The organism is Actinomadura sp. NPDC023710, assembly GCF_040639875.1.
Classification (GTDB): Bacteria; Actinomycetota; Actinomycetes; order Streptosporangiales; family Streptosporangiaceae; genus Spirillospora; species Spirillospora citrea.
The window spans coordinates 209,414-223,285 of sequence record NZ_JBFAGB010000004.1 but is presented as its reverse complement, the minus strand read 5'-3'; the positions used below and the strand labels follow the sequence as shown (position 1 = coordinate 223,285).

The window sequence follows — 13,872 nt, the reverse complement described above, 5'->3', positions numbered from 1 at the left end:
CCCTTCGCATGTCACCCGCTAGCCCGGCCGGCGAGTGAGGGCCTGAGCGACGATGACGCGATCCCCGTTGAACGTGACCGACGGGGAACCATGCAGCTCATAGCCCAAGTCGAGCGCTTCACTGACCCGCCGGCAGAACGTCTCGTCATCAGGCCCGGTAAGAACCCGATACCGCGGAAGCTCCCGCTTTTCACCCATCCCCCGACTCTAGAGGACCGAGTTCTCAAGGCCTGAGACCGCGCCGAGCGGCGATGCCCGCCGCTGCCGCTCTGTTCTGCCGCCCTCGGCCGTGACGGCTCCTACCGTCTCGTGCAGGGGGCGAACCCTTGCGCTCCTGCTGGCGGCCACCCTGCCTGATCTTCTGCCGCCGCCCCGCGCTTGCCGGAAGCAGGTTCGGCTGGACTGTCCTCTCCGGAAACACAAACCAGATCGGTGATGCGGCCTCGCGGTCGCACCACCCAACATGTCGGGAGTTACCTGATGTACACCGTGCGCAAAAAGCTGGCCAACTGGCTCCTCGTGCTGATCCGCCTGATCGACCCGGCCCGCACTCTCGTCGTCAACACGACCTGCACGGACGCGGCCGAGATCGAGAAGGTCGCTCTGGAGAGGGCCGGCGCCTGCTTCGGGCCGGACGGCAAGTACACGATCGTGCCCGGTTACACCGTCAAGCCGGACGTGTACATGCACCAGTTCACCGGGAAGTTCACGGCCGTGGTGACCGTACGAGAAGGCTGATCCGACTTCTCGGGGTCGACGCCTCGCCGCGTCGAGCCCACAAGCAGCGGCCCTCCCGACACCGGGGGGGCCGCACTTTTCTTTCTCCCATACGGCACGCTGCGACCAGGGTGAAGGCGGCTTGTCCTGCACCCACGGCACGCGGACCGGCGCGGTCGCCCCGCTACCTCCTCAGGTCGCAGGGGTGGGCGGCTCCGTGACCGTGGTTGCGGCGGGCTGCGGGGCGCCGTTCGCGGGCTGGGGCGGTCGGCGTTCAGCTGGTCGTTCGGTCCGCCGCGGGCAGCCAGCCGAGTCGTTCGGACATGTTCCGGGCGCAGGTGACGACGGCGCGCACGTGGTCGGAGTCGTCGGCGGCGCGCCACAGGATGGACCAGGGGTAGAACGAGGCCGGTTCGCTGAGCGGCCGCCAGATCGTCCCGGGGAGCGCGGAGATGCAGGAGGAGGGTACGCAGTACAGGCAGCGGCCCTGTGCGACCAGGGCGGAGGCGGCACGGATGCTGTCGACGGTGCCCTGGTACACCGTCGGGGTGAAGCCGGCGGCCCTGCACATCTCGACGGTGAACTGGTTGAACTCCGGGGCCTTCATCTCCTCGGCGAGCAGGAGCGGTTCGCGGACGAGGGCCTCGACCGGCACCGCGTCCAGGTCGGCGAACCGGTGCCCGCGGGGGACCAGGACTCCGAGACGGTCCCGGCGGAACATGTGCGAGGCGACGCCCTGCGGCGCCAGGGCGGCGCGGCCGATGCCCACGTCCAGGCGCCCGTCGAGGAGTTGCTGGTACTGCTCGGGGACGCCGACCTCCACCTGGTGGATCACCAGGTCGGGGTAGAGCGCCTGGGCCTCGTGCAGGATCTGCGGCATCGAGTCGTAACTGGCGTCGATGATGCCCACCCGCAACGTCGGCAAGATGCCCTGGGAGGTACGGGCGACCTGGGCGGCGCGCTCCACGTGGGCGAGGATCTGCCGCGCCTCGACCAGGAACGCCGCTCCTGCGGGAGTCAGCGCGACATAGTGCGTGGTGCGCTCCAGCAGACGCACGCCCAGCTCCCGCTCCAGCCGCTGTACCTGCTGGCTCAGGGCCGACTGCACGATGTGCTCGCGGGCGGCGGCGCGACCGAAATTGAGTTCCTCGGAAACGGCCACGAAATAGCGGAGCTGGCGCAGTTCCACGTCCCCGCCTTCTGAGGCCGAACAGCGAGACCTTCTCGCAGAGACTACATCGCGGCGTGCGCCTGGAGAGTTCGCCGACCCGGCGCCGGACACCCCTCATGCCGTGCGCGAACGAGCCGCGCTCCGCTGGAGCCGACCGCACGGTCTCCTCCACCCGCGCATGCGGGTCACGACCTCTGCCGGCGGTTATCGCCCTCACTGATCGAGCTTGCTCGGATCGCTCGTTACGGTCGGCTGAATACTGAGGTCGACTGGTAGTGGGCGCTAAGGGCACGCCGATTCTCGCCAGGGACCACAAGCCTGACTTCCTGCCTCGGCAGGTGCTGTATCGCATGCACGCCGTCGGCATCCGCACGTCCAGAACTCGAGTACTGATCCGATGGCAGCGCGCCGCGGTGCTCGGAAAAGGGGGCTCTCGATGAACCACGAGATGAGAGTCCACATCATGACCTCGATTGCGCCCGCCAGCCCGAACGGCTCGGCACCCCACTGCGAGCACGCGGACTGGCTGACGCCCGTCGCTCCACGATCGCGCGGCTGCCCGGCGTGCGAGGCGCACGGAGCCGTGTGGACGGCTCTTCGCATCTGCCTGACCTGCGGCTGGGTGGCTTGTTCCGACGACTCGCCGCACCGGCACGCACAAGCGCACTACCAGGAGACCGACCATCCGGTCGCGGCCGCCATGGGGCCGGGATCCACCTGGCGATGGTGCTACGTCCACGAACGCAGGGTCTGACTCCGACCAGGCTTCCGGTGACCGACGACCCGCCAAGCCGGATCGTTCGCGATCTGAATATTCTCGGACACATAGAGTTAGCAGTACGCCATGGGGGAACACAAACGGCTGTGGGGGAATGGACCGGGATCGAGGGCGTCGTCGATCGCAGCGAAGGCTTCGGCGAGCGGCTGCTCGGCCAGTTGCTGGACCGGGCGCACGAGATGCCGCCCCAGCTCATCGCACCGCTGGTGGCCGAGGAGATACGCGCGATCGGCGGCCGGGACGTCTCGATCCACTTGCAGGACTACGCCCAGCTCGCGCTGGTGCCGCTGCGGGGCAGGGGTCTCACCCACGGTGAGCCCCTGCCGTTGGAGGGTTCCGCCGCCGGTCGCGCGTTCCTGACGGAGCGCATCGTCGAAGACCCGCAGACCGACGGTGTGCGCATGTTCCTGCCCCTGCTGGACGGCAGCGACGAGATCGGGGTGATGTCCCTGACCCTCGACGAGGTCGACGACGACGAACGCCGACTGCTGCGACGGCTCGCGGGGCTCGTCGCCGACATGCTGGTGACCAAGAACCGCTACACCGACCAGTTCTTCCGGACCCGGCGACGCGAGCCGATGAGCGTGCCCGCGGAGATCCAGTGGTCACTGCTGCCCCCGCTCACCATGATGACGCCGCAGGTCGCCATCGCCGGGATCCTGGAGCCCGCCTACGACGTCGCCGGCGACAGCCTCGACTACGCCCTCAACGACGACGTTCTGCACCTGGCCATGATCGACGCGATGGGCCACGGCCTGAACGCCGCCGTACTGGCCACCGTCGCCGTGGGCGCCTACCGGCACGCCAGACGCGCCGACGCCGGCCTCGCCGAGCTGTACTCGTTCATGGACACCGCCATCGACCAGCAGTTCGGCCCCGACCACTTCGTCACCGCGCAGATGATGCGCCTCAACATCGGAACGGGCCACCTGGAATGGGTCAACGCCGGGCACCCGGCGCCGATGCTGATCCGTGATCACAAGGTCATCGGAGTGCTGGAGGGTCCCGGGACGCTGCCCGTGGGCTTCGGCGGCTCGACACCCCAGATCAACAGTGAGCAGCTCCGCCGCGGCGACCGGGTCCTGGCCTATACCGACGGCCTCATCGAAGAGCACACGACCGGCGGGGAGCAGTTCGGCGAGGAACGCCTGATCGCCACCATCGAACGCGTCGGGCCCGCCAGCGCGACCGTGCAGCAGATGGTGCGGAAACTCTCCCACACGCTCATGCGGGAAAGAGGCGGGGTCACCAGCGACGATGCCAGCCTCTTCCTCATCGAGTGGCGCGGCGGCTCCGCCGACCACCTCACCAGACCACTGCTGTGACCGAAGCCCCGTCATCTCCTGGCGAGAAGGAATGTTCGGAAATTCGCTGTTTCCCCCGCTGGTGGGGCGGGGTTGGATGAGAACGAACGGGCATGTCGGCCCGGTGGCCGTACTCTCCGCGGCGCATTGGGGCCGCTGCTTCGACCGGTCCGGAAGACCGCTCCTGGCAGTCATCGAATTCATGGCTCGTCTAGGAGTCAGGTCATGGACCTCACCGCCTGGATCATTCACTCGAATTCCCTGAAGGGCGGCGTGTGATGCCGGTAGCCGGCGGCATCGCGCTGCTGACCATCGGTGCGATCCTCACCTTCGCCGTCACCGGATCCATACGCGGTATCGATCTGCACACGGTGGGCGCCATCTTGATGGCCGCCGGCGCGTCTGTGCTGCTGCTTCCGCTGGTCATGGGCGGAATGTCACCCCCGAAAACATGGTCCGCCCGCAGCCGCCGAGACGCCATCGACGAAGCGGCCCGCGGGCCGCAGGACCCGCGCGGCGACGACCCGCCCGATGCCGACGGTCCCACCCGCGACGGCCGCGCCCGGCGGCTGCGACGGAGCCGACGCTAGACCAGGGTGCACGCCTGCCCTGCTGGGAGGCCCTGAGCGGCCGCGCCGCGAAGGTCCGGGGAACCGCCGTCTCTCGACAGCGGTTCCGCCGCCTTCGCGGCGCCGGCTCTCACCTCGGGCGCGGCCTGTTCGCGTCGCCTCCGTTGCCCGGTGTGATCGCGGTCAGGCGGCGAGTTCGGCGTGGAGGTCCCGGATCGGCTGGACGTTGAATGCGCGCCCGAGCCCGGTGACGTTCAGGAGCGCGGCGACCTGCGGGTTGGGGGCGGTCAGGCGCACGATGACGCCGAATCCGGCGGCGCGGCGTTGGGCACCGACCAGCACGGCCAGCCCGGCGGCGTCGGCGGACGCGACCTCACTCAGGTCGAGGATCAGCAGTCGGCCGCTGTGCCGCAACACTCCGATCAGGTGCTCGCGCAGTGCCGGAGCGGCGGCGCGGTCCAAGGCGCCCGTCAACGCGACGATGGTGTGCCCAGGACGTCGGCGGGTCGGCATGCTCACCTCGTCGGGGGCCCGGACCAGGCCCCCGGCGGCCGGCGCGGGGGCGGGGGTGACTGCGGTCATGACGATCTCCGATCGTGGAAGGGCCCTGGCGCTCGGACCGGTCCTGGTGACGGGCGGGGGCCGCATCAGCGCGCCGCGAGGTCTTCTCGCAAGCGCCCGCCCTCGGACTCCCAGGCGCTCTCCGACTCGTCGCGGATGCCGGCCCGGTCCGTCCGGCCGGATGGTGGGGTGAGGGTGGCCAGCAGGTCGGGGGTGTGAAGGTGGTTGGCGGGGTGCGACGCCAGTTCCATCGCGGCCTCGGCCTCGGCCCGAGGCGTGGAGGCCGGGACGGTGAGCAGATCGACGCGCCGGCCGTCCGCGTGGATCGCCGTGAGCAGCCCGGGGGGAAGGGAGTCGAACCAGCTGAGCCGCACCACCCGCGCGTCGTCCGGGCCGTCGATGCGCAGCCGGCGTGGACGGTCGTCCCAGTCGTCCACCCGGAGCAGGACATGGGTGATGGGCCTGTGGTCGTCGATGGGGCCGTGGTCCTGCAGGGCCAGGATCAGCCCTGGCAACTCCGCGACCGGGTCGGTCGACCGGGGCCACCAGGCACCGTCCAGCACCGTTCGCGCCGAGCCGGGAGGGGCCACGGGACGCAGCCGCAGCCGTGGAGTCGAAGGCGGCGACAGGCTGATCGTTGTGCGGCGTTCGGTGGTGGTCCACATGGTGGGCGCCTTCCGTTGGAGTTCGGGTGATGCGGCGGGCCGCTTCTCATCGGAGGCGCTTGCGGGTCAGCGGGCGCAGTTGGGTGAGACGGGCGGTGCCCAGGATCAGCGCGACCGCGGTCCCGGCGGCCATGGCCGCCATGAGCACCACCGCCAGTGGCAGGACGCCGCTCATACCGGCGAATGAGACCCGCACATCGCCGGTGTTGCTCACCACGAACACCATGAAGACGATGAAGATGACCGCGACGGCCCACAGACCGGACCACACCACTCCGGTGCGGGTCGCCGTCACCCGCGGCGCGAGCCGGGGCTCGCGCGGCTCGGGGAACCCAGGGCAAGGCGGGGTCGGCTCGGGCGCCGGACCGGTTCGGCTGGTGCGCCCAGTTCGTTCGCTGACCCGCGGACTGTGCGAGATCGGCATGACTCCCCTCTCGGGGTGAGCCGGTACGGCGGATCAACCTCAGAACGGGGATGTCGTCTTGCCGGATAATTTAAGTCTACCCGCATATTCGGTAATATCCGTATAATCCAGAAATGATTTCTGAAGGGATATACTGGAAAAAACGTGCTGTTCCTCCCGGGCGACGGTCATCAGCAAAAGTGATGGCATGTGCGCCGATCGCCTGTGTCCATAATCGGGGCGCAGGAGTTGACTGAGATTGGCCGGTCACTGCGGGGGCTGCGCCGGTCTGCTCCAGGGTCGTCCCGCTCCTCCCCGAGCAGGGCGGCCCTGGACTTCTTCCCACCTGTTGCGGATCTGGAGACGTCACGATCCCTGATCGACGCGAGTGAACCGGAGATGAGCCCCATGACCGCCGCAGACCGCGCCGCCATCCTCCGGAGCCCGACGATCCGCAACGCTCCCACCGACCCGGGCCTGGCCGTCCACGCCCCGCAGCGCATTCCCCCGCACAACGACGCCGTCCTCCATTCGCAGGCGGTCGCTTTCGTCGACCTGCCCGTTCCGGCGCCCCAGAGCGTCCAGCAGGCACGGGCCCATCTGACCGCCAGGCACGCGACCGGCGTGGACGAATTCCTCTGGGAGGCCAGGAAGCGGCCGTTGCCCGACCGCGAGGCGATCGATGCGGTCATCGCCGCCGGTGACCAGGCCCTGCGGGGCGCCGGCGACAGCCCCGAGCCGGTGGATGTGGCCGCGGCACTGGTGGTGCTGAGCACCGCCCGCCTGAACATCGACCAGACCGAAGCTCGCCTGCTGAACACCGCGCAAGCCTCGGGCATGGGCTTCGAACAGATCGCCGCCGTCCTCGACCTCAGCGTCGAGGAAGCCGAGGAACGCTACCGGCGACTCAAACCCCGCTTGGACGAACCCGCCGCCACACCGCCCGGTGCCGCGCGGCCACGAGGCACGGGCACCCGCCGGCAACGCGGACCGGCAAGGGACCTGCCGACCTGGGACGGGTTGGACGACGAAGACTGGGGCCCCCGAACCCAGGGGGCCCAGTGAAAGGAGCCATGATGATCCAATTGGCCGAGATCCGGGAATGGCGCACGCATCCCGTCATCGATCCCGGCGGACGCAAGATCGGCACGCTGGAGTCGGTCTACGTCGACACCAGCACCGACGAACCCGCCATGGCCACCGTGCGGATCGGCCTGCCCACCCGCCACCGGCTGACCTTCGTCCCGCTGGACGGCGCGACCGCCGGGCCCGGCTACGTGCGGGTCGCCCACGACAGGTCGTTGGTCAAGCACTGCCCGGCGATCGGCACCGATGACGTCCTGCCCGCCGAGGACGAGGAAGCCGTCTTCCGGCACTACGGCCTGGAGTACCGACCCGGCGCGGGCGGCGAACGCCAACTCGCTCGCCGCTGACCGTTGCGCACCCGACCGAACGGGCACACGCAATGGCACTCCCGTCGGTCATGGCGTTGACCTGCGCCCAAGGCGCACGCGTCTACCAGCGGAGCCTTGCAGAGCCGGTGTACGTCCAGCCGGTCGTCAACGGTTCAGTCGCGGCGTTGGCCGGGCTGGATGCGGCTAGAAGACCGAGATGTGGACGTGGTCGTAGTGGTTGGCGGTCACGCCGCCTCGGTTCTCCATGGAGCGCCAGCCGGGGCTGCGGAGGTCGTAGATGCGTTGGCGCCAGATGATGTACTTGATGCCGAGGGCGCTGGCGTGGGCTATGGCGTAGTCGGCGGTGCGGTCGCCCAGGGACTTGGCGCTGCCGGAGGCCATGACGCCGCCCGTGGTCACCATGAAGTCGCAGGCGTGGCCTGAGCCGTGGTCCTGGGGGTCGCCGGTGAGCCGGACGCAGCCGATCGTGGGGAAGGGGCCCATCTCCAGGTCGAGGGTGTTCTTCACCTTGAGCATGCGCGGGGTGACGCCGCCCATGCCGACGCTCGGGGACTCGGGCTTGTACTTCTTGACCAGGGACTGGATCTGCGACTTGCGCCGTCTCAGGTCCTTGATCTCCTTGGTCAGCTCCGTCATCTTCTGCTGGGCCTGCTTGCGGGCCGTCAGCTGGTCGTTGACGAGCTTCTGGATCTGGGCGACCTTGCCCGCCTTGTTCTGGGCGAGGTGGCTGACCAGGGTGGCGTTGCTGAGCAGGTCGGAGGGGTCCGCGTCGGCCAGGAAGGTGACGGTGGGGTCCTCGCCGTTCGTCATGTACTGGGACGCGGCGAGCTGGGCGACGACGCCGCGGGCCTCCCGGAGGTCGCGCTGCAGGTCGTTGGACTTGTCCAGCGCCTTCTTCGCGGCGAACTCGGCGTCCTTCAGCTTGGCGAGGTCGCCGCCGTACTCCTTGTCGAGCTGCTCGATCTGACGGTTCAGCTTCGCGAACTTGCCGCTGTCGCCCGGATCGAGGGGCAGGGACGCCGGCGCGGCCGCGGACGGCGTGGCGGCGGCGACCATGGGCACCGCGGCGGCGAGGGCCACGAGAGCCGCGGCGGCGTGTCGCCGGCGAGGGCGGCGGTCAGCGTGCCGACGGGTGGAGGCGGGGGTCTCCACATGATCTCCTCTCGTCATGGCCGAAGGTCAAGGAACGTTAAAGAGCCGTCTGCCTCGCCAAGGGTAAACCCCTGCGGTGAGGGGGCGGGGCGAAGGCGCGAGATGCCCGGCTCCCTTGCTGGGAGCCGGGCCATCCTACGTGACGGGACTCACAGCTTGCCCTTCCACAGGAGCCTGTTGGGCTGCGAACGCAGTCCCTTGAGGGTGTGGGTGGAGTTGTCGTTCAGCACCTTCTGCACCGTCGGGAAGGTGGCCTTCGGGTGGGTCGACAGGTAGAGGGCGGCGACACCGCTGACATAGGGGGCGGCCATGGACGTTCCGCTGAGCGCCTTGTGGCCGCCGCCGGGCCAGGTCGAGTAGATGCCGTAGCCGGGGGCGTTGATGTCGACGCACTTGCCCCAGTTGGAGAACGAGGCGCGCGTGTCGCTCTTGGTGGTCGCGCCGACCGCCATGACCCAGCCGGCACCGGCCGGCGAGACCTTGCAGGCGTCGGCGTTCGAGTTGCCGGCGGAGACGGAGGTGAACACCCCGGACTTGGACAGGTTCATCACGGCGGTGTTCACCGCCGTGGACTTGGGGCCGCCGAGGGACATGTTCGCCACGGCCGGCTTGGCGGCGTGGGTGCGCAGCCAGTTGGCGGCGTCGACGATGTCCGACATCGAGCCCTCGCCGTTGCAGTCGAGGACGCGCAGGGCCCGCAGCTTCACGGACTTGGCGGCGCCGTAGGTCTTGGAGCCGATGATGCCCGCGACGTGGGTGCCGTGGCCGTTGCAGTCACGTCCGTCGCCGTTGAACCTGCTCGCCGCCCAGGCGATCGAGGCGCGGCCGCCGAACTCCTTGTGCTTGACGTCCAGGCCGGTGTCGATGATGTAGGCGTTCACGCCCGCGCCGGACGACTTGTAGGTGTAGGTCTTGGACAGCTTCGCCGACCGCTGGTCGATGCGGTCGAGTCCCCAGGGCAGCGGTGCGCGCTGGGTCGTGGTGGCCCGGACGATCTGGTCCTGCTCGATCGCGGCGACGCGGTCGTCGCGGCGCAGCTTGTTCAGCTGGTCGTCGCTCAGCCGCGCGGCGAAGCCGTTCAGGACGCCGTCGAAGCGCCGGACGCCCGTCGCCTTGACGTTCTTGGCGGCGGCGTCGGTGGACGCGCCGGTCTTCAGCGTGACGATGTACCGGCCGGGCACCGGGGTGCCCTCCGCCGCCGTCACCTTCACCAGGGACGGCGCGTCGTCGGCGAGCACCGGGAACGCCGCGGCGGCGCCGAGGCACGCCGCGACCGAGCCGACGAGCAGCAGCCTTCGGTGGACAGCCCGCAAGGCTCCTCCTTCTGCCGGGGAGCGCGCGGAGGCGTCCCGCTCATGATCGATGGTTTCGATCGAGGGGAAACCTTAGCGGAACTGTCCTGATATGAGGCGACAAAGTGGACGCATTGCCGGAGTTGGCAGAAGCAGGTCAGGTCCGGCTGAGCCGTCCTCCGTAGCCGAGGCTCGTCCCCGGCCTCGTCCAGGTGTACTGGAGCGTCCCGTCCGGCTGCCGGGTGACCTGCACGACCCCGGACGTGCACGGCTTGCCGATCTCCAGGTTCATCTTCAGCGCGCTCTCGGTGCCCCGGGCGAGCCGGAGGGTGCCGTTGCAGTTCTCCCGCGGGTACAGGGCGCGCCCGGTCGTCCCGCCGGTCTGGAACGTGATCTCCACCGGGAAGGACGCGTTGCGGCCCGTGTTGACCACCGTCCCCTTCCACGTCCCCGCGAACGAGGCCGGGATCGTGGTCACCGGGCGGTTGTCGGAGGTGTTGGTGCTGTCGGGCGGCGACCCGTCGTCGTCCGCCTTCAACTGGGGCCACAGGACCAGGGCGATGATGGCGATGCCGACGCTGACGCCGATGGCCAGCGACAGCGCCAGGCCGAGGACGTGGTTGCCGGGGCGCCGCATCTTCGCGAGGGCCGCGAAGGGCGAGGGGCGGTTCGGGGAGCGGTGCCCGCCGCCCTCGCGCCCCTGTCCCAGCCCTGGGATGAGCGGGTTCGGCGCGGTGGGGTCCGGCGGGGCCGTCATGTCGACGGCGTCGAACGTGGCCGTCCGGTCGGTCCCGACGGCGTCGAACCTCGCCGTCTGCTCGGCCTGGTCGCGCCCGCCCGCGTGGGCGTGCTGCTCGGGCCGGTTCATGCCGACCGCGTTGAAGGTCGTGGTCGCCTCGAACGCGGCGGGGTCGAGGTCGGCGGCGGACGGTTCGGGCTGCGGGCCGGGCTCCGGACGCGCCCGGCGGGAGCGCGAGAGCTTCCCGAGCAGCGGCACCGAAGGCGACGCGGAGTCCGCGGCCGGCCCCGGAAGCGGCCCCAGAGGCGGTCCCGGAGGCGGTCCGGGGGGCGTGGCGGGGCCCGGCGTGAACCCGGCCGGGGGAGCGGCTCCCATGGGGCTTCCCGGGGCATCCATGGGGGGACGCGGAGGCTGCGTGACCCGGGACAGGGTGTGGCGGACCATCACGCCGGTCGCGAGGGCGCGGCCCTCCTCGACCATCGAGGCCGGCAGGCGCTCGGCGAGCGCGCTGCCCCTGCCGAGCAGCCGTTCGAGGATCGTCCTGGCCATCGGACGCTCGGCCGGGTCCTTGGCCAGGGCGGCCGTCACCACCTCGCGCAGGGAGTCGGGCAGCTCCGACAGGTCGGCCTCGTCGTAGACGATCCGCTGCATCACCCCGGACGGCGAGCCCTCGCCGAACGGCGGCTTGCCCGCGGCGGCGAACAGGACGGTCGACGCCCACGCGAACACGTCGGCGGCCGGGCCGATGCCCATGCCGCTCAACTGCTCGGGGGACTTGTAGCCGGGGTCCTCGGTCATGTGCCCGCGGAACGCCACGTTCACGGCCTCCATGGCGTGGGCGATGGCGAAGTCGCTCATCCGGGGGCCGTCCCGGCCGAGAAGAACGTTCCCGGGCTTCAGATCGTGGTGGACGGCGCCCGCGCGATGGACGGCGGCCAAGGCGATCGCCATGCCGATCGCCACGCGCTCCACGACGACGGCGCCGCGCACGCCCTCCTCGTCCACGAGCTGCTGGAGGGAGGGCCCGTCGACCCACTCGCTCACCACGTAGGGGCGGTCGCCCTCCACGTCGGCGTGCAGGATCGCCGCCGTGCAGAAGCCGGAGACCTTCCGGGCCGGGGCGAACGCGTCGGCGAACCGCGACCGGGCGACCGGCTCGCCGCTCAACCGCACGTGCAGGACCTTCACGGCGACGGGGCGCCCGGACGGGTCCCCGCCGAGGAAGACGGCGCCCTGCTCGCCCACGCCGAGCCGTCCCGTGATCTCGAACGAGCCGAGCCGTGTCGGGTCGCCCGGCTGCAGGGGCAGCGCCTCGGGCATCTGACGAACCTCCGTCTCCTCCGGGGACGGCGTCCCCGGCCTCCCCGTTCCCTGCACCCCCATGCCTGGCACCGGGTCCTTTCTACCGCCTGCGCGGTACCGGGGCCGACCCGGTAGCGTCGTCGGCGATGCCGCGAACACCGCTTTCCTCCACCGTCCTGAACGAGCAGCGCGCCGCGCTCGGGCTGGCGCCCTACACCGGCGCGGACGAGCCCGCCGCGCTGCGCCGCGCGGCCTTGGACACGGTCCTCGCCGGCATCGAGGCGGGAGGCGCCGAAGCGAGCCGTCCGGTGGTCAGGGGAGCGGTGCGGTACCTGCTCGACCGGCTGGCCGAGCTCGCCCCCGGCCGTTCGGTGGAGGTCCGGGTCCCTCCGCACGCCGCCGTTCAGTGCATCGACGGCCCGCACCATACCCGGGGTACGCCACCGAATGTGGTGGAGATGGACGCCGCCACGTGGATCGCGCTGGCCACCGGCCGCCTCACCTGGGAAGACGCCGCGGCGAACGGACGGGTACGGGCGAGCGGCCCGCGCGCCGACCTGACGGCCCACCTCCCGCTGCCCCTCGACTGAAGGTTCCCCTCGACGGGACGGGCTCGACGGGACGGGCTCGACGGGAGGGGAAGGCGCGCATAGCGTGCGCGGGTAACGCGCGCCTTACCGGAGGTGATCCCCGTGCTGATCGCGCACTGGACGTTCGACGCCGGCACCGTGGACGGCCGCCGGGCGGCCGACACCGCCGGAGCCGCCCCCTCCGCCGAACTCGCGGAGACCGCCCGGATCGTCCCCGGGCGGGACGGGGAGGCGCTGGCGCTCGGCGAGCACGACCGCGCCGTGATCCCCGCGGCGCCGCAACTCGTCCTGAGCCAGATCTTCGGGTTCGGCCTGGCGTTCTTCGTCCGGGTCGACGAGGGGCCCACCGGTGAGTGGCGAAGCCTCCTCTACAAGCCCGTCGCCGAGAACGACGCGCGCGGCCTCGGCCTGTGGCTCTACCCGGACGCGATGCGGCTGCGCGTCCAGTTGTTCACCGTCAAAGGTCCCGACTACATCGACAGCCAGGCCAGGCTGACCGTGGGCGAATGGGCCCACATCGCCTTCGTCGTGGACACCCGGGGCATGGCCCTCTACGTCGACGGGGAGCAGGACTCCGGCGCCTCGCTGGAACATCCCGTCGTCACCCCGGCCGGGCCCATCTACCTGGGCAGAGAGCCCGCCAAGCCCGGCTTCGGCGGCCTCATCGAAGATCTGCGCGTGTACGCCTCGGCGCTCGGGCAGGAGGCCGTCCGCGCCCTGGCCGACCAGCCGGGCGGTTAGATCCGGCCGGGCCGGACCGGGTTACTAGGGGGTCGCCTGGGCGAACGGGAACTCGCGTTCCACGCAGCTCCGCCGGGACAGGTCGTCCGGGTACCGGGCCGCGTCCCCGCACTGGGCCGCTTTGCTCAGCAGCCAGAAGAGCGTCCCGGAGCCGATCAGCAGGGCGACCGCGGAGCAGACCACCCCCACGAGGGCGGGGCGCCGGTCGGGGTCGCGGCGCACGAGGGAGACCGTCCCCAGGACGAGGCCCACGAGCGCCGGGATCATCCCCGCGAAGCACGCCGCGAGCCCGGCCAGGCCGACGATCCCGAGCACCTGGGAGGCCCGCGCCAGGGTGCTCCGCCACGGCGGCGCGGGGGGAGAGTGGGTGCGGTACCCGGGCATCGTCATGCGTTCCTCCACGTGTCGTCCCCAGATTTCCCCGCACCCCGTGATCCCCGTGGTTTCAGGGAGTAAAGGTCGGTTAAGGAGAT

The 13,872-nt window shown here is 70.6% G+C and carries 17 protein-coding genes; 8 read left to right on the top strand and 9 right to left on the bottom strand.

Annotated elements, in window-relative coordinates; all coding sequences use genetic code 11:
* Positions 1-18: 18 nt before the first annotated feature.
* On the bottom strand, positions 19-198 hold the full coding sequence (locus AB0H37_RS06785) for a DUF1737 domain-containing protein (RefSeq protein ID WP_179831829.1): 180 nt from the start codon (positions 196-198) through the stop codon (positions 19-21).
* 282 nt (positions 199-480) lie between these two features.
* Here AB0H37_RS06785 and AB0H37_RS06780 point away from each other — a divergent pair, with 282 nt between their 5' ends.
* Entirely contained in the window at positions 481-738 is a 258-nt protein-coding gene (locus tag AB0H37_RS06780; protein WP_360611798.1) for a hypothetical protein, read from the top strand.
* 253 nt (positions 739-991) lie between these two features.
* Here AB0H37_RS06780 and AB0H37_RS06775 read toward each other — a convergent pair whose 3' ends face one another.
* On the bottom strand, positions 992-1,906 hold the full coding sequence (locus tag AB0H37_RS06775) for a LysR substrate-binding domain-containing protein (protein WP_360611797.1): 915 nt from the start codon (positions 1,904-1,906) through the stop codon (positions 992-994).
* Between the two features lie 445 nt (positions 1,907-2,351).
* On the opposite strand from AB0H37_RS06775, the gene AB0H37_RS06770 reads away from it, so the two are divergent.
* The 3 genes from AB0H37_RS06770 (at position 2,352) to AB0H37_RS06760 (ending at position 4,560) form a co-directional block, all read left to right on the top strand.
* Positions 2,352-2,642 (top strand): UBP-type zinc finger domain-containing protein, encoded by a 291-nt coding sequence (locus AB0H37_RS06770; RefSeq protein ID WP_360611796.1) that lies wholly within the window; start codon positions 2,352-2,354, stop codon positions 2,640-2,642.
* Positions 2,643-2,752: 110 nt separating this feature from the next.
* Positions 2,753-3,991, top strand: a complete 1,239-nt coding sequence (locus AB0H37_RS06765; protein ID WP_360611795.1) for a PP2C family protein-serine/threonine phosphatase — start codon at positions 2,753-2,755, stop codon at positions 3,989-3,991.
* A gap of 257 nt (positions 3,992-4,248) precedes the next feature.
* Positions 4,249-4,560 carry a DUF6458 family protein gene (locus AB0H37_RS06760; protein WP_329096660.1) on the top strand — a complete coding sequence of 104 codons (312 nt, stop codon included), beginning with the start codon at positions 4,249-4,251 and terminating at the stop codon, positions 4,558-4,560.
* A gap of 162 nt (positions 4,561-4,722) precedes the next feature.
* Here the strand turns inward: AB0H37_RS06760 and AB0H37_RS06755 are convergent, their stop codons facing one another.
* The 3 genes from AB0H37_RS06755 to AB0H37_RS06745 form a co-directional block, all read right to left on the bottom strand.
* Complete coding sequence (locus AB0H37_RS06755) at positions 4,723-5,121, bottom strand: STAS domain-containing protein (RefSeq protein ID WP_360611794.1); 399 nt, start codon at positions 5,119-5,121, stop codon at positions 4,723-4,725.
* Between the two features lie 65 nt (positions 5,122-5,186).
* Positions 5,187-5,765, bottom strand: coding sequence for a DUF5994 family protein (locus AB0H37_RS06750; protein WP_360611793.1), 579 nt, complete (start codon positions 5,763-5,765; stop codon positions 5,187-5,189).
* Positions 5,766-5,811: 46 nt separating this feature from the next.
* Positions 5,812-6,060 (bottom strand): hypothetical protein, encoded by a 249-nt coding sequence (locus AB0H37_RS06745; RefSeq protein ID WP_360611792.1) that lies wholly within the window; start codon positions 6,058-6,060, stop codon positions 5,812-5,814.
* 516 nt (positions 6,061-6,576) lie between these two features.
* Between AB0H37_RS06745 and AB0H37_RS06740 the strand changes: the two genes are divergently transcribed.
* Entirely contained in the window at positions 6,577-7,233 is a 657-nt protein-coding gene (locus AB0H37_RS06740; protein ID WP_360611791.1) for a hypothetical protein, read from the top strand.
* 8 nt (positions 7,234-7,241) lie between these two features.
* Positions 7,242-7,601, top strand: a complete 360-nt coding sequence (locus AB0H37_RS06735) for a PRC-barrel domain-containing protein (RefSeq protein ID WP_218934914.1) — start codon at positions 7,242-7,244, stop codon at positions 7,599-7,601.
* Between the two features lie 165 nt (positions 7,602-7,766).
* Here the strand turns inward: AB0H37_RS06735 and AB0H37_RS06730 are convergent, their stop codons facing one another.
* The 3 genes from AB0H37_RS06730 to AB0H37_RS06720 all read right to left on the bottom strand — a co-directional run bounded on the left by AB0H37_RS06730 (position 7,767) and on the right by AB0H37_RS06720 (position 12,086).
* Positions 7,767-8,735 (bottom strand): hypothetical protein, encoded by a 969-nt coding sequence (locus tag AB0H37_RS06730; RefSeq protein WP_329096657.1) that lies wholly within the window; start codon positions 8,733-8,735, stop codon positions 7,767-7,769.
* Positions 8,736-8,884: 149 nt separating this feature from the next.
* Positions 8,885-10,048 carry a S8 family peptidase gene (locus AB0H37_RS06725; protein WP_360611790.1) on the bottom strand — a complete coding sequence of 388 codons (1,164 nt, stop codon included), beginning with the start codon at positions 10,046-10,048 and terminating at the stop codon, positions 8,885-8,887.
* A 136-nt stretch (positions 10,049-10,184) separates the two neighbouring features.
* A complete protein-coding gene (locus AB0H37_RS06720) occupies positions 10,185-12,086 on the bottom strand; it encodes a serine/threonine-protein kinase (protein ID WP_360611789.1) in 1,902 nt (633 codons plus the stop codon).
* Between the two features lie 128 nt (positions 12,087-12,214).
* Between AB0H37_RS06720 and AB0H37_RS06715 the strand changes: the two genes are divergently transcribed.
* A complete protein-coding gene (locus tag AB0H37_RS06715; RefSeq protein WP_360611788.1) occupies positions 12,215-12,658 on the top strand; it encodes a sterol carrier family protein in 444 nt (147 codons plus the stop codon).
* Positions 12,659-12,760: 102 nt separating this feature from the next.
* Entirely contained in the window at positions 12,761-13,399 is a 639-nt protein-coding gene (locus AB0H37_RS06710; RefSeq protein ID WP_329096650.1) for a LamG domain-containing protein, read from the top strand.
* Positions 13,400-13,423: 24 nt separating this feature from the next.
* On the opposite strand, the gene AB0H37_RS06705 is transcribed toward AB0H37_RS06710, so the two are convergent.
* Positions 13,424-13,789 carry a hypothetical protein gene (locus AB0H37_RS06705; RefSeq protein ID WP_329096648.1) on the bottom strand — a complete coding sequence of 122 codons (366 nt, stop codon included), beginning with the start codon at positions 13,787-13,789 and terminating at the stop codon, positions 13,424-13,426.
* Positions 13,790-13,872 lie beyond the last annotated feature (83 nt).

Bases quoted from the DNA above. Each gene is read 5' to 3' on its own strand.
- AB0H37_RS06785 (WP_179831829.1), bottom strand. From the start codon at position 198: ATGGGTGAAAAGCGGGAGCTTCCGCGGTATCGGGTTCTTACCGGGCCT.
- AB0H37_RS06780 (WP_360611798.1), top strand. From the start codon at position 481: ATGTACACCGTGCGCAAAAAGCTGGCCAACTGGCTCCTCGTGCTGATC.
- AB0H37_RS06770 (WP_360611796.1), top strand. From the start codon at position 2,352: ATGACCTCGATTGCGCCCGCCAGCCCGAACGGCTCGGCACCCCACTGC.
- AB0H37_RS06760 (WP_329096660.1), top strand. From the start codon at position 4,249: ATGCCGGTAGCCGGCGGCATCGCGCTGCTGACCATCGGTGCGATCCTC.
- AB0H37_RS06755 (WP_360611794.1), bottom strand. From the start codon at position 5,121: ATGACCGCAGTCACCCCCGCCCCCGCGCCGGCCGCCGGGGGCCTGGTC.
- AB0H37_RS06750 (WP_360611793.1), bottom strand. From the start codon at position 5,765: ATGTGGACCACCACCGAACGCCGCACAACGATCAGCCTGTCGCCGCCT.
- AB0H37_RS06740 (WP_360611791.1), top strand. From the start codon at position 6,577: ATGACCGCCGCAGACCGCGCCGCCATCCTCCGGAGCCCGACGATCCGC.
- AB0H37_RS06735 (WP_218934914.1), top strand. From the start codon at position 7,242: ATGATGATCCAATTGGCCGAGATCCGGGAATGGCGCACGCATCCCGTC.
- AB0H37_RS06720 (WP_360611789.1), bottom strand. From the start codon at position 12,086: ATGCCCGAGGCGCTGCCCCTGCAGCCGGGCGACCCGACACGGCTCGGC.
- AB0H37_RS06715 (WP_360611788.1), top strand. From the start codon at position 12,215: ATGCCGCGAACACCGCTTTCCTCCACCGTCCTGAACGAGCAGCGCGCC.
- AB0H37_RS06705 (WP_329096648.1), bottom strand. From the start codon at position 13,789: ATGACGATGCCCGGGTACCGCACCCACTCTCCCCCCGCGCCGCCGTGG.